Source organism: Knoellia remsis, from assembly GCF_003002895.1.
In the GTDB taxonomy this organism is placed as follows: domain Bacteria; phylum Actinomycetota; class Actinomycetes; order Actinomycetales; family Dermatophilaceae; genus Knoellia; species Knoellia remsis.
This window is the reverse complement of the sequence record NZ_PVTI01000012.1, coordinates 41,300-67,228: the sequence shown is the minus strand read 5'-3', so window position 1 is coordinate 67,228 and position 25,929 is coordinate 41,300. Positions and strand designations below refer to the sequence as shown.

The following is a 25,929-nucleotide window of genomic DNA, read 5'->3' as shown; positions in this document are numbered from 1 at the left end:
CGCCCCTCGCGGTGCGCGACGCGCACGCAGAGCCGGTATGCCGTGGCGCGCCACGGCATACCGGCTCCGCTGCGTCGTGAGCCGGGTCTCGGACGAGGTGCGCCGGGACCGCGCTGACCGGCCAGTAGGGTGGCCGCATGCGACGACGCGCTCTGCTGGCCGGTGTGACGGTCGCCGCCCTCCTCGTCTCCGGCTGTTCCGGGGGAGGGGGAGCGGACGACGCCCAGGCCGACCCCAAGGCCGCCCTCGCGGCGGCGAAGACGGCCTTCGACGGGGCGAAGTTCGTCAACCTCACCCTCACGAGCAGCGGTGTGCCGCAGGCGGAGAACGGCGTCACCGGAGCCCAGGGCGTCGGCGAGATCAACCCGACCGAGCCGAAGTTCAAGGGCACCGTCACCGCGACGATCAAGGGCGTCGGCGGGTCGGCCGAGGTCATCACCATCGGCGACGACGCGTGGATGAAGTTCTTCACGCCGGACTACAACCCCATCGACCTCTCGACCCTCGGGGCACCCAACCCGTCGAAGTTCTTCGACCCGGGGACCGGCGTCTCGCAGCTGCTCGTGGAGACCGCGAACCCCACGGCGGGAGACAAGATCCGCGACGGAGCGGTCGTCGTGCAGCAGTACTCCGGCACCCTCCCGGGCGCTCGCATCAAGGAGCTGTTCAGCCTCGGCGACGGCACCGGCGAGTTCCGGGTGACGTGGGGGATCGGGCAGGACGACACGGTCCAGAGGGCCGAGCTGACCGGGCCGTTCTTCACCGGCGCGACGTCCACCTACACGCTGCGCCTCAAGGACTACGGGACGCCGGTTGAGATCACCCGCCCCTAGGGCACTGCTGGCGACCGCCTCGGTCGCCGTCGCGCTCGCGGCCGCCGACACCTACGTCGTCGTCCTCGCCCTCACCGACATGATGGCCGGCGTCGGTCTCGGGATCGACTCGCTCCAGCGGGCCACACCGATCGTCTCGGGCTTCCTCCTCGGCTACATCGCGGTGCTGCCGCTCATCGGCCGGCTCGCGGATCTCGTGGCGCGCCAAAGGGTTCTGCTCGGGTGCCTCGCCGTCTTCGTCATCGGGTCGGCGATCACCGCGCTGGCCGTCGAGCTACCGGTCCTCGTCGCCGGGCGAGTGATCCAGGGCGTCGGCGGTGGTGGGCTCGTGCCGGCGACGCTCGCGATCGTCGCGCAGCTGTGGTCACGGGACCGGCGGGGGACTCCGCTGGGTGTCGTCGGTGCAGTGCAGGAGCTCGGCTCGGTGCTCGGTCCCGTGCTGGGTGCCGCGGTCCTCGCCGTGGCGGACTGGCGGGCGATCTTCTGGCTCAATGCGGTTCTCGGGGTGGCGCTCGCTGCCGCCGTGGTGGTCGTCGGTGGCGGTATGCCGTCCCGGCCGCGTGCGCTGCCCGCGCTCCTTGCGCTCCTGGCCGTCGGCGCGGGGTGGCTCGCGCTCGCGGCCCCCGCGGTGCTGGCGACGTCGGTGACCTGGGGTGTGCCGTTCGTGCCGTTCGGTGGGTCGACGTCGCGACTGGCGACGCCGATCGGGGTGGTGGCGGTGGTGCTGGCGGTCGCGGCCGTCGGAGCGTGGCTGTGGTCGGGTCGTGAGGTGCTGCGGCGCGCGGACCTGCTCGGCGCGCTCCTCCTCGGTGGTGCGCTGGGGTGCATCGTCCTGACGTTCGCCGCGTCGGACCCCGAGAAGGAGGTCGTCGGGCCACTCGGGTTCGCCTTGCTGCCGGTCGCGGTCGTGCTCGCCGTGCTCTACCTGCTGCACCACCGGCGGGCCCGCGATCCGCTCGTGCCGCGCGGTGTCGTCGTCGGGCGCACCCGGTGGGCGCTGCTCGTCTCGCTCTGCGTCGGCGTCGCGCTCGTCGCCGTCATCGTCGACGTGCCGCTCTTGGCCCGGCTCGTGCACACCGAGAGCGAGACGGTTGCGGCGTTCGTGCTCGTGCGGTTCCTCGTCGCGGTGCCGGTGGGGGCCCTGCTCGGCGGGTGGTCGCTGCGGTGGCTGGGCGACGGCCTCGTCAGTGGGGTCGGGCTGGCGCTGGCGGCCGTCGGGCTCGTCGCCATGTCGACGTGGGGGCGTGGGTCGCTCGACCACTGGTCGTCGACGGTCGTGCTCGCCCTCGTGGGGTTCGGCATCGGTCTCGCGCTGGCACCGGTCAACAACGCCGCCCTCGCCGACTCACCCGCCGACGCCCACGGCACGGCGAGCGCGCTCGTCGTCGTCGCCCGGATGATCGGCATGGTCGTCGGGCTCGCGTTGCTCACCGCGATCGGGCTGCACCAGTACTACGCCGCCATCGCCGCGCTGCCCGACCAGACCGACGGGCAGGCGCTGCTCGACGCGGCCGTCGTCCAGGTCGAGTGGGTCTTCCGGGGCGCCGCCGTCGCTGCCCTGGCCGGTGCGCTCGCCAGCCTCGCCCTCGGCCTCCGCCGCACCTCCCACTCACGCTGACCCATTGCGCACAGTTCGCGTCGGTGGTGCGACGTCTGCGCAATCAGTGGTGAGCTGCGACGACAGGTGGGTGGACCGACGGACGTGCAAAGAGGGCGACGCGGGCCGTGGTCGTGCGTGGCACAACGCCGCGTGCCCGGCTCAGCACACGTACTGCATGTCGGTCGGTCCGGTCCACATGGTCACGTGCGGTCGATGGCCTCGACGAGGGCGTCGACGACGACGTCGGTCGCCTCATAGGTGAGCATGTGTCCCTTGCCCGGCAGCACCGTCAGCTCCGAGCCGGGGATGCGCTCGTTGAGCGTGCGCGACCAGCGCACCGGCGTGAGCGAGTCCTTCGTGCCGACGATGACGCGGGTCGGCCGAGCCCCGACGGCCTCGAGCGATGCCAGCTCGTCGTGCGCCGCGAGCGAGTGGAAGTAGCGGCCCGTCGTCGCCATCTTCGTGCGGGTGATCTGGCGCGTCGCCTCGCGCACGCCGTCGCGAGGAGGGTTCTCCCCGAAGATCATTCGTCGGTGCATGGCCTTCGGCAGGGGCAGGCCCGGGAACGCCACCGGCGCCTTGGACGCGATGCCCATGAAGAACTTCTCGCCCGGCACCGGCTTGCGCCCGTCCATCGCCGCCGACGTCGCGACGAGCACCGTGCCACGCACCCGGTCCGCGTACGCGCTCGGGTGCTGACCGGCATACGCCATGATCGTCATCCCGCCCATGGAGTGGCCGCCGAGCACGAGCGGCCCCTCCGGCGCCACGGCCGCGATGACGGTGGCGAGGTCGTTGCCGAGCTCGCGGATCGGCTGGGCCTTGACCGATCCCCACGTCGAACGGCCGTGCCCGCGCTGGTCGTACGCGACGACGCGCACGTTGCGCTCGGCCTGGAGCGCACGGATGACCGGCTCCCAACTCTTGCGGCTCAACGTCCATCCGTGCGCGAGGACGACGGTCGGCGTGTCGTCCGCAGGGGTGCCCGGCGCGGCATACTCCGTCGCCGAGATCGTCGCGCCGCCCGCTGCCGGGATCGACAGGACGCGGCTCCATCCGGTGCTGCTCGTCGTGCTCATCAGTCCTCCACTTCGATGACGACGGGAGCGTGGTCGCTCGCGCCCTTGCCCTTGCGTTCCTCGCGGTCGATGGCCGCGCCGACGACGCGGGCGGCGAGCGGCGGCGACGCGAGGATGAAGTCGATCCGCATGCCGCGGCGCTTCTGGAACGCCAGCCGCTGGTAGTCCCAGTAGGTGTACGTGCCCGGCTCCGACGTGTGCGGGCGGACGACGTCCTCGACGCCCGCATCGAGCACGGCCTGGAAGGCGGCGCGCTCGGGCGGGCTCACGTGCGACTTGTCGAGGTAGTACTCCATCGACCACACGTCCTCGTCGCGCGGCGCGATGTTCCAGTCGCCCATGAGCGCGAACGGCCCGCCCTCGGCGGCCCACGCGGCGGTCTGGGCGCGCAGCTGCTCGAGCCACGCGAGCTTGTACTGCATGTGCGGGTCGTCGAGGTGCCGCCCGTTGGGGACGTAGACCGACCAGAGCCGTATGCCGCCCGCGGTCGCGCCGATGACCCTCGCCTCCGCGGCCGGCGGCTCACCCCACTGCGGCAGGTCGGGGAAGCCGCGGCTGACGTCCTCGAGCCCGACGCGGGAGGCGATCGCGACGCCGTTCCACTGGTTCAGGCCGTGGTGCGCCACGGCATACCCCATCGCCTCGAAGCGGTCGTGCGGGAACTGGTCCTCGCGCGACTTCGTCTCCTGGATGGCGAGGACGTCGACGTCGCTGCGCTGCAGCCACGCCTCGACCCGGTCGATCCGTGACCGGATGGAGTTGACGTTCCACGTGGCGATCCGCACCGGCCCAGCCTAGGTGACGACCCCGGGTAACTTCACGGGTCCGTCGGCCAGATCACGCTGGGCCGGTGCTCGCCCGGCGATGGGTCGCGTCAGCCTCAGCCTCGCCCGCAGGTCGCCGACAGCGCGGCGTCGATCGCCTCCATCGGGTTGTAGGAGACGCTGCCGTCGGTGTTGTACTCACGCCCCGTCCACCCGGCGCTCACCTGCCGGGTGCCGTCGAGCGAGGTCACCGCGTAGCTCAACGTCCCGAACGTCGCGCCGTCGTGGCCCCAGAGGAACTGCCCCGGCTCGCAGGGGTCGGGCATCCGGTAGACGCCGAGCCCGTAGTCGACGCGCACCGGCGAGCCCTGTGGGTCGACGGTGACCTGCACCGGCCGGGTCCGGCGCATCCGCTCGAACGTCGCCGGCTTCACGAGCCGGCCGGTGGCGAGCGCCTCGGTGAAGGCATTGAGGTCCTTCGTCGTCGACACCACCGCGCCCGCGGCGGCGAAGAGTTCGGGGTCGAACCCGTCGAGGTCGTAGGTCTGCCCGTCGGCCGTGATCGTGTCGACGAGCGCGGGCTTGGGCAGCCCCGTCTCGGTGAGGTATGCCGTGCCGGTCATCCCCGCGGGCCAGAAGACGTTGTCGCGCAACAGGTGTGCGAGCGGGGCACCGGTGGCGCGCTCGAGGAGCATGCCGAGCACGATGTAGCCGGTGTTGGAGTAGACGGCCTGCGTGCCCGGCTCGAACGTCCACGGCTGGGCGAGCGCGGCCTCGAGGACCTGCTCCGGCTCGTAGTCGGCTTCGAGAGCCTCGACCGCATCCGCCATCGTCGGCCCGTCCGTGTTGGCGGTCACCACGGGGAAGACGCCGTCGGGGATGCCCGACGAGTGCTGGAGCAGGTTTTCGATGGTCACCTCGTCGCCCCGGCCGGGGATGAGCCCGGGCCAGACGTCCTCGACGGTCGTGTCGAGGGACCAGGTGCCGTCCTCGACGAGCTGCATCGCGAGGGTCGCCACCATCATCTTGGTGTTGCTCGCGACGCGGAACGGGCTGTTCCTGCCGGCCGGCGGCCTCTCGCCCCACTGCCGGAGCCCGTCGGCCGCGCCGAGGGCGAACCGGTCGCGTTCGGCACGCACCGTCATTGCGACCGCACCGTCGGCGACGACACCGCGGACCGCCGCCGCGAGGTCACTGCGCTGGCCGCCCCGCAGTGCCTCGGGGCGCCCCGCTGAGGCGAGCGGTGCCGGCTGGGTGGCCTGCCGCAGGAAGGCTTTCGCGTCCGGACGCGGGTCGGCCGCGGCCGCAGACGTCGGTATGACGCTCGCGACCGTCATCGTCGTCAGTCCCGACGCGAGGACGGCGACGGTGGCGAGGGCTCGGCGGGCAGGTCGCTGGCGGCGTGCAGTCATGGATGCTCCCCTGGGTGAGTCGGCGAAGGTCGTGCGCTGGTGTCTCCACTCTGGCGACGTCGCGCCGGCAGCACCTCCCTCGCGCGACGGAACCGTGCGCCCGCCTCCCGACGGAGCCGCCGCCACTCCAGACCGGCTGACTGATTGCGCACAGTTTGCACGGGTGATGCGAACTGTGCGCAATCAGTCGTGCACCGGGGGGCACGTGGGTGGGCGCGGGTCCCACGGTCCGCGTGGGCCGGCATACGGGAAGGACGTCATACGGGAAGGCCGGCATACGGGACGGGACGGCATACGGGACGGGACGGTATACGGGACGAGCCGGCATACGGGAAGGACGGTATGCGGGAAGGTCGTGTTGGATGGCGATATGAGCACTGCACTGGTGACCGGGGCGACGGCCGGGATCGGCCGGGAGTTCGCCGTCCAGCTCGCGGCGCGCGGGCACGACCTCGTCCTCGTCGCGCGCGACACCGCCCGCCTCGACGAGCTCGCCGACCTGCTCGGGTCCGAGCACGGGATCGACGTCGAGGTGCTGACCGCCGACCTCACCGACCGCGCGGCGCTGACTCGGGTCGCGGAGCGCGTGGCTTCGGCCGACGACCCCGTCGACGTCCTCGTCAACAACGCGGGCTACTCCCTCAAGCAGCGCTTCCTCGACAACGACGTCGCCGCCGAGGAAGCCGTCTTCGACGTGCTTACCCGGGCTGTGCTGGTCCTCTCGCATACGGCCGGGCGGGCGATGCGGGAGCGCGGACGGGGGCAGATCATCAACGTGTCCTCGGTGGCGTCGTTCATCGCCTCGGGCACCTACAGCGCGTCGAAGTCGTGGGTGACGGTCTTCAGCGAGGGGCTGGCGTCCGAGCTCACCGGGACCGGGGTCGGCGTGACCGCGCTGTGCCCCGGCTTCACCCACACCGAGTTCCACGAGCGGGCCGACCTCGACATGACGCGCATGCCGGAGTTCATGTGGCTCGATGCCCCGCGGCTCGTCCGTGATGCGCTCGCGGACGCCGACAAGGGCAAGGTCGTCTCGGTGCCGGGTATGCAGTACAAGGCGATCGTGGGTGCGCTGCGGGTCCTGCCGCGGCCGCTCGTGCGTCGGCAGTCGCGCTCGGCGCACCGCCCGAGCGACTGACTGGGGCCCGCCGTCGACGGCGCTCAGGTGGTGCGGCCGGGCAGGGTCTCGCGGATCTGGGTGTAGGCCTCGGCATCGGGCGAGCCCTGGTCGCCGGTCTCCGCGATGACGTGCGCCGCGAGCACGTGCCCGGACTGCATGGCCGCCCCGGGACCGTGACCGGACAGTCTCGATGCGAGGTAGGCCGCCGCGAACGCGTCGCCCGCCCCCACGAGCTCGACGACGACGACGGGCACCGGTTCGCTCGTGGTCCAGGCACCGTCGGCCCAGACCGACGCCGGGTCGGGACCGTCCTTGACGACGATCTCGGGCACCTCCGGCAGGTGCTCGCGGACCTCCTCGCGGGTCTGGGCCCCCCACACCTCGGCCGCCTCGTCGAGCCCGACGAGGACGATGTCGCACCGTCGGGCGAGGGCTCGGAGCACCCGCCCCGCGTCGTCCGCGGGCCAGAGCGCGGGACGATGGTTGAGGTCGAAGGACACGGTCCACGAGCGCTCGGGAGCGGTCAACTGCTCGAGCCGGGCGAGGAACGACGGCGACACCGCCGCGGACACGCCGCTCACGTGGACGTGGCCGACGCCGTGGAGGTCGTCGTCGGTGAGCGGCCAGCTGCTCGTGGCGGCGGAGCCCGCCCGGTAGTAGTGGACGGCGCTGCCGTTGCCGGCGCCACCGACCCGCTGCTTGAAGTAGACGCCGGTGGGGTGGCCCGGCACCTCGTGCAGGCCGCTGTCGTCGACCCCCTCGCGCACGAGGGCGGCCCGGACGCGGTCCCCGAACGGGTCGTCCCCCACCGCACCCGCGAAGCGCACGTCCATCCCGAGCCGGGCCAGGTGCAGCGCCACGTTGAGCTCGGCCCCGGCCACGCCGACGTGCAGCTCGGCCGCCGTCTCGAGGTCGTCACCCGGGTGGGTCGAGAGCACGACGAGGGGTTCGCCGCAGCACAGGACGCGAGGCGCGGTCATCGCGCCGGCTCTCCACGACGGATCGCGTCACCGGCAGCGGCCAGGGCCTGGAGCAGCAGGCCCTGGCCCCACGGTTGTGCCCGATCGTCGCGAATCACGCTGTAGCCGAAGGGGATCAGCTGCAGGACCGTGCCCGCGCTGACCCGGGTGAGAACCCCGTCGTCGACCTGACCGAGCACGCCACGCAGGGCGCGCCACCCCGGCTCCGTGAAGCGGTCCGTCCCCAGTGGCGGCCCCGCGCGGAGCATCGCCGCCGCGACCCCGGCCGCCGCGGACGACTCGGCGATGCCGGCCGTCTCGGGGTGGCCGTCGACGAGCACGTCCCAGATCCCGTGCGCGGGCTGGGTCCTCGTGAGGGCGACGAGCTGCGCCTCGAGCCGCTGCGTCACCTCCTCGCGAGCGCCGGCGTCGACGAGGCCGGCGTCCACCTCGAGCGCCTCGACGAGCGCGAGGGCGGCCCAGGCGTTGGCCCGACCCCAGTGGCACGGGATCGCCTCACCGCGGTGCGTGCCGTGCACGAAGAGACCCGTCGCGTCCTGGAGGAGGGCGGCGTGGGCGAGGACCTGGTCGACGCCCTCGGCGACCAGCTCCCGGTCACGGCGGAGCTCCCCGAGACGCATGAGGAAGACCCCCACCATGACCATCGTGTCGGCCCAGACCCCGCCCGGCCAGTGCTCGATGGCGCCGTTCGGGTCGCGGGTCACCTCGGGTCGCAGCGTCCAGCTCCGGAGCCGGTCGAGGGCGGGGAGGTAGGCCGCGCGGTCGGCGTCCGCGACGAGCAGGCTCGCCGCCGCCCCCGGCGCGACCTCGTTGACGTGGTCGAGGAGGGCGGTCGGGTCGGCTGCCGGGTCGGCGAGGCGGGCGTCGTACCAGTCGACGACGGCCGCGGGCACCGGCTCGCCCCACGCGCGCGCCGAGCGCACGAGTCCGAGGAGGCACACGCCCTCGCCCCAGAACCACCGCCGCAGGCCGAGGCGCCACGTCGCGAGCGCGGTCTCGTCCGCCACGCGGTGCAGCGCCTCGGGAGTCGTCGCCGCGACCGTCCACGGCGCTCGCGGCGGCACGGAGAGCCGCGCGTTGTCGGTGTCCTCAGCCGCCATCGGTGCCGTCCACCCCTTCGTCGCGTATGCCGCTCGCGGGCGTTCGTCGTCGGCCCGCCACGGGGTCGATCTCGAGCAGGTGTCCGCCCCACGTCACCGAGACGAGGTCGTCGGCCGCCGCCACCCGGGTCGCGCGGTTGTCGAGGTGCGGTGGCGTCACGGGGACGCCGTCCGCGACATCCACGGGCCGGTCGTTCACGAGGAACGGTCCGTCCCAGGCGAGCTCGACCGGGGCGTCAGCGCTCGACGCGCTCGGCCCGACCCGGACCGCGGTGTCGCCGGGCCGCCACTCCAGCTCGGGGAGCCCGGCGACGAACGCGTCGAGCCCGTCCACCATCGCGTCGTCGGCGTGCACCGCGACGAGCAGGGGCGCCTGCCGCGGAAGCCAGCTCTGCCAGGCCTCGTCACCCGCGCGCACGGGCTCGAACCCGCCGGGGGTCGCGACCGCCACGAAGCCCTCGCCCTTGCGACCGACGAGCCAGTCGCCGTCGACGCGCCACTCGTCGAGACGAGCGGCGGGGAACCACAGGTGCACGTGTTCGGCGAGGGTGTCGCCGCGGTGCAGGGCGATGACGGTGCGGTCGTGCTGACGGACTCGCGGCAGGACACGGTGGCCGACCCATCCGCTGGGGCGAGTGTGCGAACCGTGGTTCACCGCAGCGGGATTCGTCGCCCACACCTGCACCGCGCCCGGCAGGGTGACGCCCCAGACGTGTTCCTGGAGGCCCGGCAGGCCGACGCGATAGTCCTGCACCGACGAGACCATGCCGCCGCGCCCGCGCCGGACGACGACGCGCGACGAGTAGCCGCGCGTGAGCAGGTCACGTTCCATTGCGTACTCACCGCGGTAGGACTGCGTGCCGGTCCAGTCGGCGTCCGGCTCGGAGGCGATCGCGCGGATCACCTCGGGGAGCGCGTATGCCGTGCTGGTCGCCAGCGCGGTGGCCGGCAGCGTGGCCTCGTTGAGGGCGCCCATGCCCCAGAGGGCCCACATGATGCCGGCCGTCTCCTCGAGACAGGACGCCCTGAGGGTCGGGGTGTAGCTGCGTCCGTGGGCCGACCCGTGCGTGCCGCGCCACGAGTTCGACGCGAGCGTGAGCAGGATCTTGTCGAGCAGCGCCTCGGCCCGTCGTCGCAGGTCGCCGTCCGCGGCGTGGTCGACGAGGGCGACGAGGGCGAGCGCGTCGATCGCCAGGTAGGCGTTGGAATCGAACTCGCTGAAGCCGGACGTCAGCTTGCGGTCGACCCAGGCCTTGGCGAGGTCACGTCCGTGGTCGGCGTGCTCGGCCCCGGTCCATCCGGTGTTGGTGAACTTGTCGCGCGAGAACGTCTCTCCCACAAGGGTTTCCGCGGTGTGCCACACCATCTGGTGGTTCTCGGTGAAGTAGCACATGGCGTCGGTGCCGGGCTGGTCGATCCAGTACTTGAAGTCGAGCAGGGCCTCGCGCACGGAGTCGCGCGTCCCCGGTGCCCAGCGCTCCGCGGGGACCCGGTGCCACAGCAGCATGAGCCCGACCGCCTCGAAGTCGGCACAGTCGGAGCGGCTCGTGATGAACCCCAGGGCCGGGGCGAGGGCGTCGGCGGTGACCACGACCCCGCTGGCCGATGGGTCGAGGGCGTGCTCGGCGAGTGCCCGCGCCGACCCGCCGCGGCCGGCTGCGTGCGTGAGCAGCTCGGTCCGCCACGTGTCCGGACCGGCCTCGGGCGAGTGGCGCTGCCGCCAGGGGAGGTGACCGACGAGCAGGTCGCGGCGTGAGCGGCACGCCGGGTCGTCGACGCGGACGGTGAGGCTGATCTCGCCGGTGCCGAGCATCGAGGCCTGCTCGCTGTCGGCGTCGCCGGCGACGAGCGGGACCGTGGCGACACCGGCGTCGTCGAAGGTGTGTGCCCCGACCTCGTGGCGGCCGGCGTGGACCCGGACGCGCAGCCCCGGCGGACCGTGCAGCGTCGCCGACCCGTCGGTCGCCTCCCACTGGCGCACCGTCACCGCGTCGAGGAGTCCTTCGGCGACGGCGTCCCGTGACTCGTCGGCGCCCGCCGACGGGATGACGACGCGCACCGGCAGGCCCTCGACGTGGACCGACACGGTCTGGCGCACCTCGCGCAGGGCGACGTTCCACGAGGCCACGACGAGATCGCTCGTCCCCGAGGGCAGCAGGGTCTCGACGACCTGCGTCCACGGTTGCATGTAGCCGAACTCCGGGTGTTCCAGCACCAGCTCCCCGCGCAGCCACACCCGCAGCGGACCGGTGCTGCGGACCACGAGGCGGCGCACCTCCGGCTGGTCCACCTCGAGCCGCGTCGCCGCGACGAACGCGCGGTACGTCGGCGTGTAGCAGAACGTCGACCGCTCCACGACACCGTCGTATGCCGTCCGGTGCCGTTCCCAGGTTCCCTGCAGCTCGCGCTCGGGCCCGCCCGCGGGTGACGATGACGCGGGGAACGGTGTGGGCCAACGGAAGTCGCCATCCTCCGAGAACTCGGGCGGCGACCACGGTGCGACCGGCAGCGAAGGCCCGACAACGGCATACAGGGCGTCCTTGACCGGTGCGACATCGGGACCGTTAGTGAGCCGCCACCGGCCCAGCCGGCCACCATCGTCCCAGGGTGAGCCGTCCGCGGGCACGACGGATCCGAGGTCGAGGCAGGGCGCCTCCCACACCGGCCCGACGAGCCAGTCGAGGACCGCGCCGTCGCGGCCGAGTCGGTGGACGGTGCGGTTGCCGCTCACGGTGGTGCGGTCTCCTGTCACTTCAGCCCCGTCTGGGCGATGCCGGTGAGGATGTGGCGCTGCAGCACGAGGAAGATGATGACGACGGGCAGGATCGTCAGCACGGACATCGCGAGCACGAGGTTGAACGGCACGACCTGCTGCCCGTTGAAGCGGGCCAGGGCCACGGGCAGCGTGTAGACGCTCTCGTCCTGGGCGACGATGAGCGGCCAGAGGAAGTCGTTCCAGCGCCAGATGATCGAGAAGATCGCGACCACGGCGAGGGCGGGGCGACACAGCGGCATGATGATCCGCCAGAAGATCCGCCACTCCGAGGCGCCGTCGATCCGGGCGGCCTCGATGAGGTCGTCGGGGATGGTCAGCATGTACTGGCGCAGGAGGAACACGCCCGTCGGGGTCGCGGCCGGCGGGATGATGAGGCCCCACAGCGAGTTGACGAGCCCGAGGTTCGCGACGACCTGGTAGACGGGGATGAGGATGACCTGCAGCGGGATCATGATCGTCGCGAGCGTCAGCAGGAAGAGCGCGTTGCGGCCCCGGAAGTTGTACTTCGCCAGGGCGAACGCCGCCATCGAGTTGATGAGCAGCGTCAGGGCCGTGGCGGCGACCGTGACGACGACGCTGTTCTTGAAGTACGTGAGGAAGCTGAAGCTCGTGAGCGCCTCGGTGTAGTTCGAGAACGTCGGGTCCTGCGGCAGGATCGTCGGCGGCCGCTGGGCCAGCTCGGAGGTGTCCTTGAAGGACGAGAGCACGGCCCACACGACGGGGATGAGCATGACGATCGCGCCGGCCACGAGGAGTGTGGCGCGGATGATGCTGCCGGTGCTCGGCGGCGTGCGGACCCCCGAGTTATCCGGGGACGCGGTCGAGGGTGCGGTCGGGGTCGCGGTGGTCACACGGCCTCCTGGCGTCGTCCGAGCAGGTAGTTGAGCAGCGTGATGCCGAAGATCGTCACGAAGAGGATGACCCCGGCCGCGCTCGCGAGGCCGTAGCGGATCGGCGACTCGAAGGCCTGCTCGTAGATGTACTGGACGATGAGCGTCGTCGAGCCGGTGGGCCCACCACCGGTGAGGGTGTAGATGAAGTCGAAGGCCTGGAACCCGGTGATCGTCGAGAGGATGAGCACGACGAGCATCGTGGGTCGCAGCAGGGGCAGGGTGATGAGCCGGATCGTCTGCCACGTGCTCGAGCCGTCGAGGCGGGCCGCCTCGTAGACGTTGCCGTCGATGCCCTGGAGGCCGGACAGCAGGATGAGCGCGTAGAAGCCGAGGTGGGTCCACACGCCGACGAGGACGGTGCAGGTCATCGCCAGCGTCGGGTCGATGAGCCAGCCGGGCTGCCCCAGGCCGATCGCCTCCGTGATGGTGTTGACGAGCCCCACCCGGCGCTCGAGCGCCCAACCCCAGATGAGGCCGACGACGACGGGGGAGAGGAGGACGGGCAGGAAGTAGGCCGCTCGCAGGACGCCACGGCCGCGCTGCTGTGCGTTGAGCAGGAGGGCGAGCGCCGTGGCCAGGACCATCGTCACGACGACGAAGGCGACGACGAAGACGACGGTGTGCCGGACGACCCCCCAGAACTCGTCGTCGCCGAGGATCCGGGTGTAGTTGCCCGTGCCCACGGGGGTGAAGGTGCGACCGTTGCGGCTGTCGTAGAACGAGATGTTGAAGCCGTTGATCGCCGGCCAGATCGTGAACACGAGGAAGACCAGCATGTTCGGCGCGACGAACAGCCATGGGGCCCAACGGTTGCGGGACCGGGCGGCAGTGGCTCGGGGCGGCGGTCCGGTGGGCGGGCGCCCCGTCTCGGGGGCGCCCGCGACCGCGGTCGTGGTGCTCACTTGCTGTCGGCGATGGCCTGGTCGATGCCGGCCTTGAGGTTCTTCGCCGTCGTCGCCGCGTCCTGCTGTCCCGCGACGGCCTTGGCGAACTCCTCGACGAGGACCGTCGCCGAGGCGCCGAACGCGGGCGAGGCGACCGCGTCGTAGGTGTCCTCCGGGGTCTCTCCCACGTCGGCGGTGAAGACCTCCATGTCGGCCTGCCGGTCGGGGTAGGTCACGCCCTTGCCCTCGATGAGGTCGTTACGGGTGGGCAGCCACATCGACGCGGCGTCCATCGTGGCCTGGGACTCCTTGGAGTTGAGGAACTGGACCAGGGCCGCAGCCATCTCGGGTTCCTTGGACTGGCTCAGGGCGACGGTGTACTTGCCGCCGGGGAAGCCACCGCAGCGCTCCGCGCAGGCGTTCGGGACGGCCTTCCAGCCGAACTTCGCCGCATCCGCGAACTGTGCCACTTGCCAGTTGCCGGAGATGTAGATCGGCGCCTGCTGGGCGAGGAAGATCTCGTTGGCGCCCTTGTACTTGCTGCCGGACTCGATCCAGAAGTCCTTGGGGATGGTGCCGTCCTCGATGAGCGTGACGAGACTGTCGATCGCCTTGGTGGCCTTGGCCTCGTCGAGGGTGTTCGTGAGGTCCTTGCCGACCATCGTCGTGCCGAACTGGCTGAGGATCGTCGAGAGCCGGTGGCCTGACTTGTCGATGGCGATGCCCGCCTCCGTCTTGTTCGCGGCCTGCACCTTCTTGGCCGCGGCCACCATCTCGTCCCAGGTCCACTTCGTCGGCACCGGGACCCCGGCCTTCTCGAAGAGGTCGGTGTTGACGAACGGCCCGTTCATCGTGAGGTCGTTGGGGACGGCGATGATCTTGTCGCCGTCCTTCATCGCCGTCGCCGGGCCGGCGAGGAACTGGTCGGCGTAGTCCGCGCCGACGACGCCGGAGAGGTCCATGAGCTCGTCCTTGAACGGCGCGAGGTCCGCGAGGCGCGCGACGTCCGGGGCGTTCCCTCCGGAGAGCCGCGCCTGCAGCGACTGCTGGAGGTCGGCGAACGGCACGATCTGGAGGTCGACCGTGCCGCCGGTCTTGCTCTCGAACTCCTTGAGCAGGGAGCGGGTGGCGGCCTCGTCCGGTCCGTCGGTGAAGTAGAGGTAGGTGATCTTCTTGCCCTTGAAGGAGCTGAGGTCGACCGAGCCGGAGGGCGCGGGCGCGTCGGCGCCGGAGCCCGACTCGCTCGTGCCGGGGGCGCAGGCGGCGAGGGTCGTCGCGAGGCTCACGGCGGCCAGGCCGCTGATGAGGGTGGAACGCATCGGGGTCACTCCTGAGGGTGTGGGCCGCCGACCGGAAGGGCTCTGGCGGCAACGGTGCCGTTGAGGCATAGTGGTCAGCGTTTCAGCCGCAAGGGAAGTCATTTCCGCTGGACGGGAAGGCGCCTCAGCGCTAGACGTCCGCCCGTCGCACGAGCCACCGACACCGAGGAGCCGCGCCGCATGTCCACCGACGTCCGCATCGCCACGCACCCCCACGAGTTCGCCGCGCTCACCCCCGACCAGCTGCGCGAGCGGTTCCTCGTCGAGGAGCTCTTCGCCGAGGGCGAGGTGCGCTGGATGCTCAGCCAGAGCGACCGGATCCTGCTCGGCGGCGCGCTGCCCGCGGGAGGGTCGCTCGACCTCGAGGCCCCACCGGAGATCCGCGCCAAGGGGACCCTGACGGACAGGCGGGAGCTCGGGGTCGTCTGCCTCTCCGGGTCGGGGACCGTCGCCGTCGACGGCGGCGAGTCGTATGCCGTGGACGCCGAGGACATCGTCTATGTCGGCCAGGGCAGTGGTCGGGTCACGCTGTCCGGGGACGCCGCGTTCTACCTCGTGAGCGCACCCGCGCACCTCGCCCACCCCACCACCCTGATCCGCAAGGCCGACGCGCAGGCCGTCGAGATCGGCGAGGAGGAGAAGGCGAGCCGGCGCACCCTGCGCAAGTACGTCCACGACCAGGGCGTCGCCTCGTGTGAGCTCGCCCTCGGCATCACGACGATCGAGCCCGGCAACGTCTGGAACACCATGCCGTGCCACACCCACGACCGACGCACCGAGTGCTACCTCTACTTCGACCTCCCCGAAGGCGAGCGGGTCGTCCACATCGCCGGACAGCCGGGCCGGACCAAGAGCATGATCGTGGCCGACCGCCAGGCCATCATCTCGCCGCCGTGGTCGGTCCACTTCGGTGCCGGCACCGCCTCCTACAAGTTCGTCTGGTCGACCGCCGGCGAGAACCTCGCCTACGACGACATGGACGCGGTCGCGACGACGGACCTGCGATGACGACCGACCCCGCCTGGCTCGAGGCGCAGTTCGGACTCGCCGGCCGCACCGCCCTGGTCACCGGGGCGCGCACCGGCATCGGTCGGGCCTGCGCCGTCGCGCTCGCCGCGGCAGGCGCGGACGTCGTCCTCTGGGGGCGCGAGGCCGGCGACGTGGACGAGGTGGCCGCTGAGGTGGAAGCGTTGGGGCGCAAGGCTTTTGGCGTCGCCGCCGATCTCGCCGATCGCGACGCGGTGCGTGAGCTCGCGACGCAAGTCGCCGACGAGCACCGGATCGACGTCCTCGTCAACAACGGCGGAACCATCCGCCGCAGCCCCGCGGCCGAGATGTCCATGGAGGACTGGGACCTCGTGCGGGCCGTGAACCTCGACTCCGTCTGGCTCCTCAGCCAGGTCCTCGGCGCGCGCATGGTCGAGCGCGGTGACGGTGCGGTGGTCACCATCGCCTCGCTCCTCTCCTTCCAGGGTGGGGTCACCGTTCCCGGGTATGCCGCGACCAAGCACGCCGTCGCCGGTCTCACCAAGGCCCTCGCGAACGAATGGGCCGCCTCGGGGGTCCGGGTCAACGCGGTGGCGCCGGGCTACGTCGAGACCAACAACACCGAGGCGCTGCGGGCGGACGAGGAACGCTTCGAGGCGATCTCGGGACGCATCCCCGCCGGGCGGTGGGCCAAGCCCGAGGACATCGCGCCAGCGGTGGTCTACCTCGCGAGCCCCGGCGCGGCATACGTCAACGGGCACGTGCTCACCGTCGACGGCGGATGGATGGCTCGATGACGCGAATGACCGCTCTGCAGAAGGCGATCGCCGTCACCGAGGCGCTCGCCCACGAGCGCCGGCTCAGCGACATCGCCCGTCACACCGGGCTGCCCGTCTCGACGGTGCACCGCATCCTGCAGGAGCTCGTCACCGCGGGCTGGGCGCGAGAGGAGGAGGGTCGGACCTACGTGCTCGGGGCACGGCTGCTGTCGCTGCCGTCGCGGACCACCGGGTCGGAGGACCTCGCCCGCCTCGCGCGGCCGCAACTGCGTCGGCTCTGCGAGGAGAGCGGCCGCACGGTGCACTTCGCGATGCTCGACGGCGACCAGCTCGTCTACGTCGACAAGCTCGAGGGAACCCGTGCCTACGCCATGCGCTCGCGGATCGGTATGACCCTGCCGTTGCACTGCACCGCCATCGGCAAGGCGGTCCTCGCCCAGCTGCCCGACGCCGAGGTCCGTCAGGTCGCCCGCCGGGCCGGCCTGCCCCCGCTGACCCCGCGCACGATGACCGACGCCACGGTCCTGTTGCGTCACCTCGCGAAGGTGCGCACCCGGTCCTTCGCTGTCGACGACGAGGAGAACGAGCCACACACCCGCTGCGTCGGAGCGGCTGTCGTCAACCACCGCGGGGAGCCGATCGGCGGTGTCTCGGTCTCGTCCCTCGCCTTCGACGTCACCGGGGCCGAGGTCGAGGAGCTCGGCTCCATGGTCGCTCGTACCGCGGCCGCGATCTCGACGGCCATCGGTGGTCCGGACAGTGCCCTGCCCCCCGGCCGCGCGGCCGAGGACGCCGGGTGACCGCGCCCGGCGGGGGGTCCCCGCTCGACCGGGCCCCGGTCATCCCCGTGGTGCAGCTCCCGGAGGACGTCGAGCCTGCACAGGCAGGCCGCGAGGTCGCCACAGCCCTTCTCGCGGGAGGGATCCCGGTCATCGAGATCACTCTGCGCAGTGAGGGCGCGCTCGCGGCGGTGACGGCGGTGCGCGAGCTCGTGCCCGACGTCCTCGTCGGCGCCGGCACCGTCCTCGACGTGGGCCAGCTCGAGGCGGCGGTGGAGGCCGGTGCGCAGTTCGTCGTCACCCCCGGCACGACCGCCGCCCTGCGGCAGGCACTCACGGACCTGCCCGTCCCGGCGCTGCCGGGCGCAGCGACCGTCTCCGAGGTCATGGCGCTACGGGACGCCGGCTTCGACGAGGTCAAGGTCTTCCCGGCCGAGCCCCTCGGCGGACCCGCGTTCGTGCGTTCGGTGCTCGCCCCGTTGCGCGAGGTGCGCGTCTGCCCGACGGGAGGCATCACGGCTGCCCGCGCCGCGGCATACCTGGAGATCGAGCGGGTGCCGTGTGTCGGCGGGTCGTGGCTCACGCCGGCCGAGCTGGTCCGGACCGGCGACTGGGCCGGGATCACCCGACGAGCGCAGCACGCGACCACGACCCTCGGGTCGGCCCTCGCGTCACCGGCGTCAGTCGAGCAGTGAGGTGTCCCTGGCCGCGGTGAGCTCGCCACCTGCGTCGCCGGTGTTCACCACTCCTGCCGGCTCGATGAGCATCGCACTGACGTCGCCGTCGGCGATGGGGCAGTGCTCCACACCCCTCGGGACGACGAAGAGCTGACCCGGTCCGAGCGTGACGTCGCCGTCGCGGAGCTGGATCGTGAGCCGCCCATCGATGACGAGGAAGAGCTCGTCGGTGTCCTCGTGGGTGTGCCACACGAACTCGCCCTTGAGCTTGACGAGCTTGATCTCGTAGTCGTTGAGCCGGGCCACCACCTTCGGCGACCAGTGGTCGGAGAACAGCGCGAGCTTGTCAGCGATGTCGACGACGGGCATGCGTCCAGCGTAGGTCGGAGGGGTCGGTAGATTCACGGGCGTGACTGACATCGCCGCCGACCGCGCCCGCCTGCTCGAGATCGTCAAGGACAAGGCCATCGTCCACGGCCGCGTCACCCTCTCCTCCGGCAAGGAGGCCGACTACTACGTCGACCTGCGCCGCATCACCCTCGACGGCGAGGCCAGCCCGCTCGTCGGGCGCGTCATGCGCGACCTCGCCCAGGATCTCGACTTCGACGCCGTCGGCGGTCTCACGCTCGGTGCCGACCCGGTCGCGACGTCGATGCTGCACGCCGCCGCGGCCGACGGCGAGCGGCTCGACGCGTTCGTCGTCCGCAAGGCCGGCAAGGCGCACGGACTCCAGCAGCGCATCGAGGGCCCGTCGATCGAGGGCCGCCGCGTCCTCGTCGTCGAGGACACCTCCACGACCGGCGCCTCCCCACTCGAGGCCGCGAAGGCCGCGCAGGAGGCCGGTGCGACGGTCGTCGCCGTCGCGACGATCGCCGACCGTTCCACCGGCGCCGCGCAGGTCTTCGCCGACGCCGGCCTCGAGTACCGCTACGTCTTCGGCCTCGAGGAGCTCGGCCTCGCCTGAGTCGAGGTCCATGCCCGGGCGCGCCTTCCGCGGCGCAGGTCGTGGCCCGGGGCGCACCCATGGAAGCGCCTCTCGCCCGGGTCTGCGCCCCTCGCGCGACCGGCGCAGAAGTGCGCGAGTGGCGCAGGGGGCAGGGCCGACCGGGTCCACGCACGCGCAAGGTGAGGGTGCGCGCATCCGCGAGCGGACGGCATACAGGGCCTAGGATCGCGGACGAGCCGTCACCGACAGGGGAGTCCTCATGATCACCGGCAGCATCCTGATCGTCGTCATCGTCGTCGTCGTCCTGCTCGCGCTCGTGGGCGTCGTCGTCGGGATGTACAACGGCCTCATCAAGCTGCGCAACATCGTGCAGGAGTCGTGGCGACAGATCGACGTCGAGCTGACCCGCCGGCACGACCTCATCGGCAACCTCGTCGAGACGGTCAAGGGCTACGCGGCCCACGAGCGAGGCACCCTCGAGGACGTCATGAAGGCCCGCTCGGCCGCGATGGCGCCGAACCAGTCGCCCGCGCAGCAGGCCGAGAGCGAGAACATCCTCAGCCAGGCGATGGGCCGGCTGCTCGCGGTGGCCGAGGCATACCCCGATCTCAAGGCGAACCAGAACTTCATGGCGCTGCAGGCCGAGCTGACCTCGACCGAGGACCGCATCGCGTCGGCCCGCCGCTACTACAACGCGACCGTGCGCGACCTCAACACCAAGGTCGAGACCGTGCCGACGAACTTCGTCGCGGGCATCTTCGGCATCAAGCAGGCGGAGTACTTCGAGGCCGTCGGGGAGCAGCGCGAGGCGCCCAAGGTCGACTTCGGCCAGCGCGACGCGACGATCCCGCCGCCGAGCGGCTACTCGACGCCGCAGACGCCGCAGACGCCGCCCGGCACTCAGTCGCCGGCGACGACTCCGGCAGCACCCGAAACGGCTCCGACCGCGCCCGGTGGCATGCCCCCGGAGGCCGCGCCACAGATGCCGCCGAACACCCCGAACGACCCGACCGCGCCCGGTGACGTCCCGCCGGGCGACGTGCCTCCCGCTCCGCCGGCACCTCCGGCGCCGCGCGCCTGAGCTGGGTCCGTATGCCGTTGCTCGCCGGCGCCCGGTCCGCCGTCTCCGCGCCGTGGGTCGCCGAGGTCTGGGTCGACCCCCAGTGGTACGAGTGCCAGAGCAGCCCCGACCGGCTGCCGGCGCCCACCCGACCGACGGTCGTCGAGCTGCGTGGGAGCCAGGTGCTCATCGGCCGGCACAGCGAGGCCAAGGCCGTCACGCCGCACATCGACTGCGGTGACGACGCGGGAGTGTCGCGCCGGCATGCGCAGCTGACCCGGCACGGCCTGGGCTGGGTCGTCGAGGACCTCGGCTCGGCCAACGGCACCTATGTCAGCTCGGCGATCGGCGACATTCCGGACGACCCCATCGTCGCGGGCCATCCGATCGACACCGGCGGCGTGCTCTATCTCGGGTCGTGGACCCGGATCGTGCTCCGCCGCGGCGCCCACTCCTGAGCCCGTATCACGAGGTTTGCTGACGATGTCTTGACCGACGGTCCACCCGCCGGTCACCGCTCCATCGGGAACCGGTCGATGGGGCTGCCTAGCGTCGGTGGCGTTCCTGCCGCCATCGTTGAGGAGTTCTCGCATGTCCCACCCGACCCGACGCACGACCCTGCTCGCCGGCCTCGCCGCAGGCGCCGTCGCAGCCGCACTCGCCGCCTCCCCCACCGCGACTGCCTCGCAGACCGCGACCGTCGCCGCCAACCCGGCCATCGACCGTGTCGTGGCCATCTCCATCGACGGACTGCGGCCGGACGCCATCACCTCGCTCGGCGCGAGCAAGGTTCCGAACCTCTACCGGATGATCAACGAGGGTGCCACGACCCTCAACGCTCGCACCATGGTCGAGCAGACGGTCACCCTCCCCAACCACACGTCGATGGTCACCGGCACGCGCATCGACAAGACGGCCGGCGGACACGGGGTCACGGTGAACTCCGACACCGGCACGACCGTCCAAGCGTCAGCGGGCCGCTACGTCAGCAGCATCTTCGACGTCGTCCACGACCGCGGCGGCCGGACCGGCCTCTATGTCGCCAAGGACAAGTTCAACGTCCTCGACCGCAGCTGGAATGCCACGAACGGCGCACCCGACACGACCGGCACCGACGAGGGCCGCGACAAGATCGACACCTACCGGCTCACGGACAGCCAGGGCGCGACGACGGCGCTCACCACCACGCTCGGCTCGACCTCGCCCGACACGTTCTCCTTCCTGCACATCGCCCTGCCGGACAGTGCCGGCCACTCCTACGGCTGGATGTCGTCGCGCTACCTCACCGCCGTAGAGCAGAGCGACGCGCTCCTCGGCCAGGTGCTCAAGACCATCGACGGCAACGCCGCGCGCAAGGCCGACACCGCTGTCGTCCTCACTGCCGACCACGGCGGCTCGGGCACGAGCCACAGCACGACGACGACGCGCGAGAACTACACGATCCCCTTCATGGTGTGGGGATCCGGCGTGGCGGCAGGCGCGGACCTCTACGCGCTCAACGGGACCAGCCGCGCCAACCCCGGCACGGCGAAGACGAGCTACTCCGGCACCCAGCCGGTACGCAACGGCGACCTCGCGAACCTCACGGCCGACCTGCTAGACCTGCCGAGCGTCCCGGGCAGCCAGTTCGACACGGCGCAGGACCTCACCGTCTTCCCCGCCGGCTGAGCCCAAGCGACACCTGGGCGGACAGACCCCGGGCCCACTGATCGGTGGACCCGGGGTCCGTCCGTCGGTCGGGGCGCGCGACTCGCCTGCGGCGGCACGCTGGCCGCATGACAGCGATCAGCATCAGGGGACTGGTCAAGACCTACGGTGCCACGCGGGCCGTCGACGGGCTCGACCTCGACATCGAGACCGGCGAGGTCTTCGCCCTCCTCGGGCCCAACGGCGCCGGCAAGTCGACAACGGTCGAGATCCTCGAGGGTTTCCGCGACCGGGACGCCGGGGAGGTGAGCGTCCTCGGCGCGGACCCCGCGCGCGCGGATCGCCTGTGGCGCAACCGGATCGGCATCGTCCTGCAGTCCTCGTCGGGCCTGGACCTGCTCACCCCGCGCGAGATCCTCACCTCAACCGCGAAGACGTATGCCGCCCCGCGCGCCGTCGACGATGTCGTCGCCGCCGTGGGCCTCGAGGAGAAGGCGGACTCGCGCATCGCCGGGCTGTCCGGTGGGCAGCGCCGTCGCCTCGACGTCGGGCTGGGCATCATCGGCCGGCCCGAGCTGGTCTTCCTCGACGAACCGACGACCGGCTTCGACCCGCAGGCTCGCCGTGACTTCTGGGGGCTCATCCGCGGCCTCGCCGCCGAGGGCACGACGATCCTGCTGACGACCCACTACCTCGACGAGGCCGAGCAGCTCGCCGACCGGGTCGGCGTCATCGCCGCAGGCAGGCTCCTCGCCCTCGACACCCCGGCCAACCTCGGCGGACGGGCGAGCGAGGAGGCCACGGTGACGTGGCTCGACGAGGCGAGCGGACGGCATACCGAAAAGACAAGCACCCCAACGGAACTCGTCACCAGACTGGCCGAGCAGTACCACGGCGAGGTGCCGGAGCTCGTCGTGAGCCGGCCCACGCTCGAGGACACCTACCTGCGCCTCATCGCCCCACACGTCGGACAGGGCAGTGAGCCGATCGCCGAGGAGGTGCCGGCATGAACGCGCTGGCGATCGGCCTCGACCGCACCCTGGTCGAGCTCAAGATGTACAGCCGTGAGAAGGAGGCCGTCTTCTTCGGGTTCCTCTTCCCCGTCCTCATGCTCGCGCTCTTCTCCATGATCTTCGGCGACGGTTTCACCGAGGGGAACGCCGCCGAGGACGGAGTGACGGCGGCGCGGTTCTTCCTCCCGGGCATGGCGGCTGCCGGAGTGATGCTCACGAGCTTCCAGACGATGGCGATGTCGGTCGCGACCGAGCGCGACGACGGGACGCTCAAGCGGCTACGGGCGACGCCGATGCCGCCCATGTCCTATTTCCTCGGCAAGGTGGGGCTCGTGGTGGTCACGTCGCTTGCGCAGTTCGCCCTGCTGCTCCTCGTGGCGCGTCTCGCCTTCGGCGTCGAGCTGCCGACGGACCCCGGCCGCTGGCTCACCTTCGCGTGGGTGTTCGTGCTCGGTGTCGCGGGTGGGACGGTGCTCGGCATCGCGTACTCGTCCATGGCGAGCTCGGCTCGCGCCATCGGTGCGCTCGTCATCGCGCCGACGCTCGTGCTGCAGTTCATCTCCGGCGTCTACTTCGCGTTCGCCGACCTGCCCGACTGGCTCAAGCAGGTCGCGTCGGTCTTCCCGCTGAAGTGGATCGCGCAGGGCATGCGGTCGGTGTTCTTCCCCGAGCAGTGGCAGCGCGCCGAGATGGCGGGCTCGTGGGAGCACGGTCGGACGGCGCTCGTGCTCGTCGCCTGGCTCGTCCTCGGGCTGCTCCTGTGCGCGCGAACCTTCCGCTGGACCAAGCGCGGCACGACATGATGTGTCCATGAGCGACGAGGAGGCCTGCACACCGCGCATCGGCCAGTCCTCGGTCGAGCTCGACGAGATGTGGCGGCGCCAGGTCGTGTGGTGGCACCTGCTCTTCGGGGTGCTGCTCGTCGCGACCCTCGTCGTCGTCGCGTTCGAGGCCGGCGAGCATCTGCTCTGGCAGGTCGTGTGTGTCGTCGGCATCGCTGCCGCCTATGGCATCTGGGGGTGGCGCGGCCTGGGAGACGAGAACCGCCGCGCAGCAATGACCTACGCCGTCGTCGCCTGGTCGCTCATGGTCGTGCTCACCGCTCTCGACGGGCCGGGCTCGGCCTGGGTGCTCACCTTCGGCCTCTTCCCGCAGACGTGGGCGAGCCTGCCCCGCAACCGTGCCGCCGTCACCGTCGTCGTCGCGATCATCGCCCTGGCGATCGCGCGGGTGTGGCAGGCGCCGCGCACCGAGGACGAGCTCGTCGGCATCGCCATCAGCACGATCATCATGCTCGTGCTGTCGGTGACTCTCGGCCTCTTCATCGACCGCGTCGTGCGCGAGGCCGACAGCCGCGCCCAGACGATCGACGAGCTCCATGCGACCCAGGCCAAGCTGGCCGCCGTCGAACGCGCCCAGGGGGTCGAGGAGGAGCGCAGCCGCCTCTCCCGCGAGATCCACGACACCCTCGCGCAGGGCTTCACCTCCGTCATCGCCCTGTCCCGCGCCGCGACCGCTGCCCTTGACCGCGACGACGCCGCCGCCGTCCGCGAGCGCCTGGCCATGATCGAGCGCACCGCCACCGACAACCTCGCCGAGGCCCGGGTCATCGTCGCCGAGCTCACCCCGGGTCACCTGCAGTCGCGCACCCTCGGTGAGGCGCTCACCCGGTTGGCCGAGACCGTGACGCGCGAAACCGGCATACGCGTCGACGCGGAGGTCGCCGGAGAGCCGGTGCCGCTCGGCGGCAACGCCGAGGTCGTCGTCCTCCGGGCGGCGCAGGAGGCGCTGTCGAACGTGCGACGGCACTCCGGTGCTCGCACCGCGCGGATCGTTCTCTCGTATGCCGCCCAGTCGGTCACGCTGTGCGTCACCGACGATGGTGGCGGGTTCGACCCCACTACTGCGACAACGGGATTCGGGCTCCACGGCCTGCGGGCACGTGCAGGCGAGGTCGGCGGAACCGTGTCGGTCACTCCCGGAGAACCCTGCGGCACCCGACTCGAGCTGGAGCTGTCCCGATGACCGCCACTGCGCCCGACCGCATCCGGATCCTCGTCGTCGACGACCACCCTGTCGTACGGGCCGGGATGGTCGCGCTGCTCGGTGAGGTCGACGGCTTCGACGTGGTGGGGGAGGCCGGCAACGGTGCGGAGGCGCTCGCGCTCGCGCCCCGGCTCGACCCGGACATCGTCCTCATGGACCTGCGGATGCCCGTCATGGACGGTGCCGAGGCGACGGCGCGGCTGCGGGACCAGCCGGGTGCGCCACAGGTGCTCGTCCTCACGACCTACGACACCGACGCCGACATCGTCCGGGCCGTCGAGGCCGGGGCGCGGGGCTACCTGCTCAAGGACACCGCGCCGACCGCCCTCGCCGAGGCGATCCGGCGGGCGGCCGCGGGCGAGACAGTGCTCGCCCCACCGGTCGCGGCGAAGCTGGCCGAACGGCTGCGGGCGCCGGCGCCGGTCGAGCTGACCCCGCGTGAGCTCGACGTGCTGCAGGCGGTGGCGCGCGGGCTGTCGAACGCGGAGGTCGGGCGTGAGCTCTTCATCGGCGAGGCCACGGTCAAGACGCACCTGCTGCGGATCTTCGCCAAGCTCGAGGTGACCGACCGCACGGGCGCCGTGACCGCGGCCTACAAGGCAGGGATCCTCAACCTCTGAGGTGACCAGCGGGGCCCGGTCACACGTCGCTGCCCGGCGGTGGCAGCAGCATCCAGTAGCCGTCGCGGGGAACGGCTCCCTCGGGGTGGTTCTTGAGGGTGCGCTTCTTGTAGGGCTGGAGGACGGCACGCAGCTCTTTGTCGAGCTCCTTCGCCTCCTCGGCGGTGAGCCAGAGGCGGCCGCGGCTCATCTGCGTGCGCTTGTCGGGAATGTCGTGGGCCAGTGTCCGGGCGGCCCGCTCGAGGCCCTGGCGGACCTCGTCCGCCCACGGCACGAGGAAGGTGCTGCTCGCCGCGACGCCGGCCGCGGCGTGCGCGGTGCCCGAGACGGTGATGTTGTCGGCGACGGCCCGCCATGGCCGCTCGCGACCGTCGCCACTGTCCTCGTCGCGCTCGACGATGCCCCACTTCTCCAGTGCTCTCAGGTGGTAACTCATCGCCGAGGGGGTGAGGTCGCACAGCCGCGCGGCCTCGGTCGCCGTGAGCACCTCTCCGTTGTAGAGCTCGTTGATGACGCGCTGCCGGGCGGGATGGGCGAGGGCGCGCAGGGCCTTCGGGTCATCGATGGTGAGGGTCGAACGTCGGCGACTGCGCGGCATACGGACAGGGTAGTTGA

26 protein-coding genes are annotated in these 25,929 nt (G+C 71.7%); 15 read left to right on the top strand and 11 right to left on the bottom strand.

Annotated elements, in window-relative coordinates; translation table 11 throughout:
• Positions 1–137: 137 nt before the first annotated feature.
• Both BCF74_RS08795 and BCF74_RS08790 read left to right on the top strand, forming a co-directional pair.
• On the top strand, positions 138–833 hold the full coding sequence (locus BCF74_RS08795; RefSeq protein WP_106297586.1) for an LppX_LprAFG lipoprotein: 696 nt from the start codon (positions 138–140) through the stop codon (positions 831–833).
• On the top strand, positions 814–2,451 hold the full coding sequence (locus BCF74_RS08790; protein WP_106297585.1) for an MFS transporter: 1,638 nt from the start codon (positions 814–816) through the stop codon (positions 2,449–2,451). The genes BCF74_RS08795 and BCF74_RS08790 overlap by 20 nt, the downstream gene beginning before the upstream one ends.
• A 182-nt stretch (positions 2,452–2,633) precedes the next feature.
• Here BCF74_RS08790 and BCF74_RS08785 read toward each other — a convergent pair whose 3' ends face one another.
• From BCF74_RS08785 to BCF74_RS08775, 3 genes are all read right to left on the bottom strand, one after another.
• Complete coding sequence (locus BCF74_RS08785; protein WP_106297584.1) at positions 2,634–3,512, bottom strand: alpha/beta fold hydrolase; 879 nt, start codon at positions 3,510–3,512, stop codon at positions 2,634–2,636.
• On the bottom strand, positions 3,512–4,297 hold the full coding sequence (locus tag BCF74_RS08780) for an exodeoxyribonuclease III (protein WP_106297583.1): 786 nt from the start codon (positions 4,295–4,297) through the stop codon (positions 3,512–3,514). The genes BCF74_RS08785 and BCF74_RS08780 overlap by 1 nt, the downstream gene beginning before the upstream one ends.
• A 95-nt stretch (positions 4,298–4,392) precedes the next feature.
• Positions 4,393–5,688 carry a serine hydrolase domain-containing protein gene (locus tag BCF74_RS08775; protein ID WP_106297582.1) on the bottom strand — a complete coding sequence of 432 codons (1,296 nt, stop codon included), beginning with the start codon at positions 5,686–5,688 and terminating at the stop codon, positions 4,393–4,395.
• Between the two features lie 370 nt (positions 5,689–6,058).
• On the opposite strand from BCF74_RS08775, the gene BCF74_RS08770 reads away from it, so the two are divergent.
• Entirely contained in the window at positions 6,059–6,826 is a 768-nt protein-coding gene (locus BCF74_RS08770) for an SDR family NAD(P)-dependent oxidoreductase (protein ID WP_106297581.1), read from the top strand.
• Positions 6,827–6,849: 23 nt separating this feature from the next.
• Here the strand turns inward: BCF74_RS08770 and BCF74_RS08765 are convergent, their stop codons facing one another.
• The 6 genes from BCF74_RS08765 to BCF74_RS08740 are packed head-to-tail and all read right to left on the bottom strand — an operon-like array spanning position 6,850 to position 14,760.
• Complete coding sequence (locus tag BCF74_RS08765) at positions 6,850–7,788, bottom strand: sugar kinase (protein ID WP_106297580.1); 939 nt, start codon at positions 7,786–7,788, stop codon at positions 6,850–6,852.
• Positions 7,785–8,888 (bottom strand): glycoside hydrolase family 88 protein, encoded by a 1,104-nt coding sequence (locus BCF74_RS08760; RefSeq protein ID WP_106297579.1) that lies wholly within the window; start codon positions 8,886–8,888, stop codon positions 7,785–7,787. Before BCF74_RS08760 ends, BCF74_RS08765 begins: the two co-directional genes overlap by 4 nt.
• Positions 8,878–11,619, bottom strand: coding sequence for a hypothetical protein (locus tag BCF74_RS08755; RefSeq protein ID WP_218279230.1), 2,742 nt, complete (start codon positions 11,617–11,619; stop codon positions 8,878–8,880). The genes BCF74_RS08760 and BCF74_RS08755 overlap by 11 nt, the downstream gene beginning before the upstream one ends.
• A gap of 17 nt (positions 11,620–11,636) precedes the next feature.
• Positions 11,637–12,515, bottom strand: coding sequence for a carbohydrate ABC transporter permease (locus BCF74_RS08750; RefSeq protein WP_245889279.1), 879 nt, complete (start codon positions 12,513–12,515; stop codon positions 11,637–11,639).
• Positions 12,512–13,459: a carbohydrate ABC transporter permease gene (locus BCF74_RS08745; RefSeq protein ID WP_245889278.1), complete on the bottom strand. Its 948-nt coding sequence runs from the start codon at positions 13,457–13,459 to the stop codon at positions 12,512–12,514. The genes BCF74_RS08750 and BCF74_RS08745 overlap by 4 nt, the downstream gene beginning before the upstream one ends.
• Entirely contained in the window at positions 13,456–14,760 is a 1,305-nt protein-coding gene (locus BCF74_RS08740; protein ID WP_170070189.1) for an ABC transporter substrate-binding protein, read from the bottom strand. Before BCF74_RS08740 ends, BCF74_RS08745 begins: the two co-directional genes overlap by 4 nt.
• A gap of 180 nt (positions 14,761–14,940) precedes the next feature.
• Between BCF74_RS08740 and kduI the strand changes: the two genes are divergently transcribed.
• From kduI to eda, 4 genes are read left to right on the top strand one after another with little or no spacing between them, the layout of a single operon-like run.
• On the top strand, positions 14,941–15,768 hold the full coding sequence (gene kduI, locus BCF74_RS08735) for a 5-dehydro-4-deoxy-D-glucuronate isomerase (RefSeq protein WP_106297576.1): 828 nt from the start codon (positions 14,941–14,943) through the stop codon (positions 15,766–15,768).
• Complete coding sequence (locus BCF74_RS08730) at positions 15,765–16,544, top strand: glucose 1-dehydrogenase (protein ID WP_106297575.1); 780 nt, start codon at positions 15,765–15,767, stop codon at positions 16,542–16,544. Before kduI ends, BCF74_RS08730 begins: the two co-directional genes overlap by 4 nt.
• Entirely contained in the window at positions 16,541–17,326 is a 786-nt protein-coding gene (locus BCF74_RS08725; RefSeq protein ID WP_170070188.1) for an IclR family transcriptional regulator, read from the top strand. Before BCF74_RS08730 ends, BCF74_RS08725 begins: the two co-directional genes overlap by 4 nt.
• Positions 17,323–18,000 carry a bifunctional 4-hydroxy-2-oxoglutarate aldolase/2-dehydro-3-deoxy-phosphogluconate aldolase gene (eda, locus tag BCF74_RS08720; protein ID WP_106297573.1) on the top strand — a complete coding sequence of 226 codons (678 nt, stop codon included), beginning with the start codon at positions 17,323–17,325 and terminating at the stop codon, positions 17,998–18,000. The genes BCF74_RS08725 and eda overlap by 4 nt, the downstream gene beginning before the upstream one ends.
• Here eda and BCF74_RS08715 read toward each other — a convergent pair.
• Entirely contained in the window at positions 17,986–18,351 is a 366-nt protein-coding gene (locus BCF74_RS08715; protein WP_106297572.1) for a cupin domain-containing protein, read from the bottom strand. The genes eda and BCF74_RS08715 overlap by 15 nt on opposite strands.
• A gap of 40 nt (positions 18,352–18,391) precedes the next feature.
• On the opposite strand from BCF74_RS08715, the gene pyrE reads away from it, so the two are divergent.
• The 8 genes from pyrE to BCF74_RS08675 all read left to right on the top strand — a co-directional run bounded on the left by pyrE (position 18,392) and on the right by BCF74_RS08675 (position 25,314).
• A complete protein-coding gene (gene pyrE / locus BCF74_RS08710) occupies positions 18,392–18,946 on the top strand; it encodes an orotate phosphoribosyltransferase (protein ID WP_106297571.1) in 555 nt (184 codons plus the stop codon).
• Between the two features lie 241 nt (positions 18,947–19,187).
• Positions 19,188–20,009, top strand: a complete 822-nt coding sequence (locus tag BCF74_RS08705; protein ID WP_245889277.1) for a LemA family protein — start codon at positions 19,188–19,190, stop codon at positions 20,007–20,009.
• 11 nt (positions 20,010–20,020) lie between these two features.
• Entirely contained in the window at positions 20,021–20,446 is a 426-nt protein-coding gene (locus BCF74_RS08700; RefSeq protein WP_106297570.1) for an FHA domain-containing protein, read from the top strand.
• A gap of 133 nt (positions 20,447–20,579) precedes the next feature.
• The gene (locus tag BCF74_RS08695; RefSeq protein WP_106297569.1) at positions 20,580–21,656 is read left to right on the top strand and encodes an alkaline phosphatase family protein; all 1,077 of its coding nucleotides are present in this window, start codon (positions 20,580–20,582) and stop codon (positions 21,654–21,656) included.
• Between the two features lie 107 nt (positions 21,657–21,763).
• Entirely contained in the window at positions 21,764–22,645 is an 882-nt protein-coding gene (locus BCF74_RS08690) for an ABC transporter ATP-binding protein (RefSeq protein ID WP_106297568.1), read from the top strand.
• Positions 22,642–23,451 (top strand): ABC transporter permease, encoded by an 810-nt coding sequence (locus BCF74_RS08685; RefSeq protein ID WP_106297567.1) that lies wholly within the window; start codon positions 22,642–22,644, stop codon positions 23,449–23,451. The genes BCF74_RS08690 and BCF74_RS08685 overlap by 4 nt, the downstream gene beginning before the upstream one ends.
• Positions 23,452–23,458: 7 nt before the next feature.
• Positions 23,459–24,673, top strand: a complete 1,215-nt coding sequence (locus tag BCF74_RS08680; RefSeq protein ID WP_146132911.1) for a sensor histidine kinase — start codon at positions 23,459–23,461, stop codon at positions 24,671–24,673.
• On the top strand, positions 24,670–25,314 hold the full coding sequence (locus BCF74_RS08675) for a response regulator (RefSeq protein ID WP_106297565.1): 645 nt from the start codon (positions 24,670–24,672) through the stop codon (positions 25,312–25,314). Before BCF74_RS08680 ends, BCF74_RS08675 begins: the two co-directional genes overlap by 4 nt.
• A 19-nt stretch (positions 25,315–25,333) precedes the next feature.
• Here BCF74_RS08675 and BCF74_RS08670 read toward each other — a convergent pair whose 3' ends face one another.
• A complete protein-coding gene (locus BCF74_RS08670; protein WP_106297564.1) occupies positions 25,334–25,912 on the bottom strand; it encodes an ArsR/SmtB family transcription factor in 579 nt (192 codons plus the stop codon).
• Positions 25,913–25,929 lie beyond the last annotated feature (17 nt).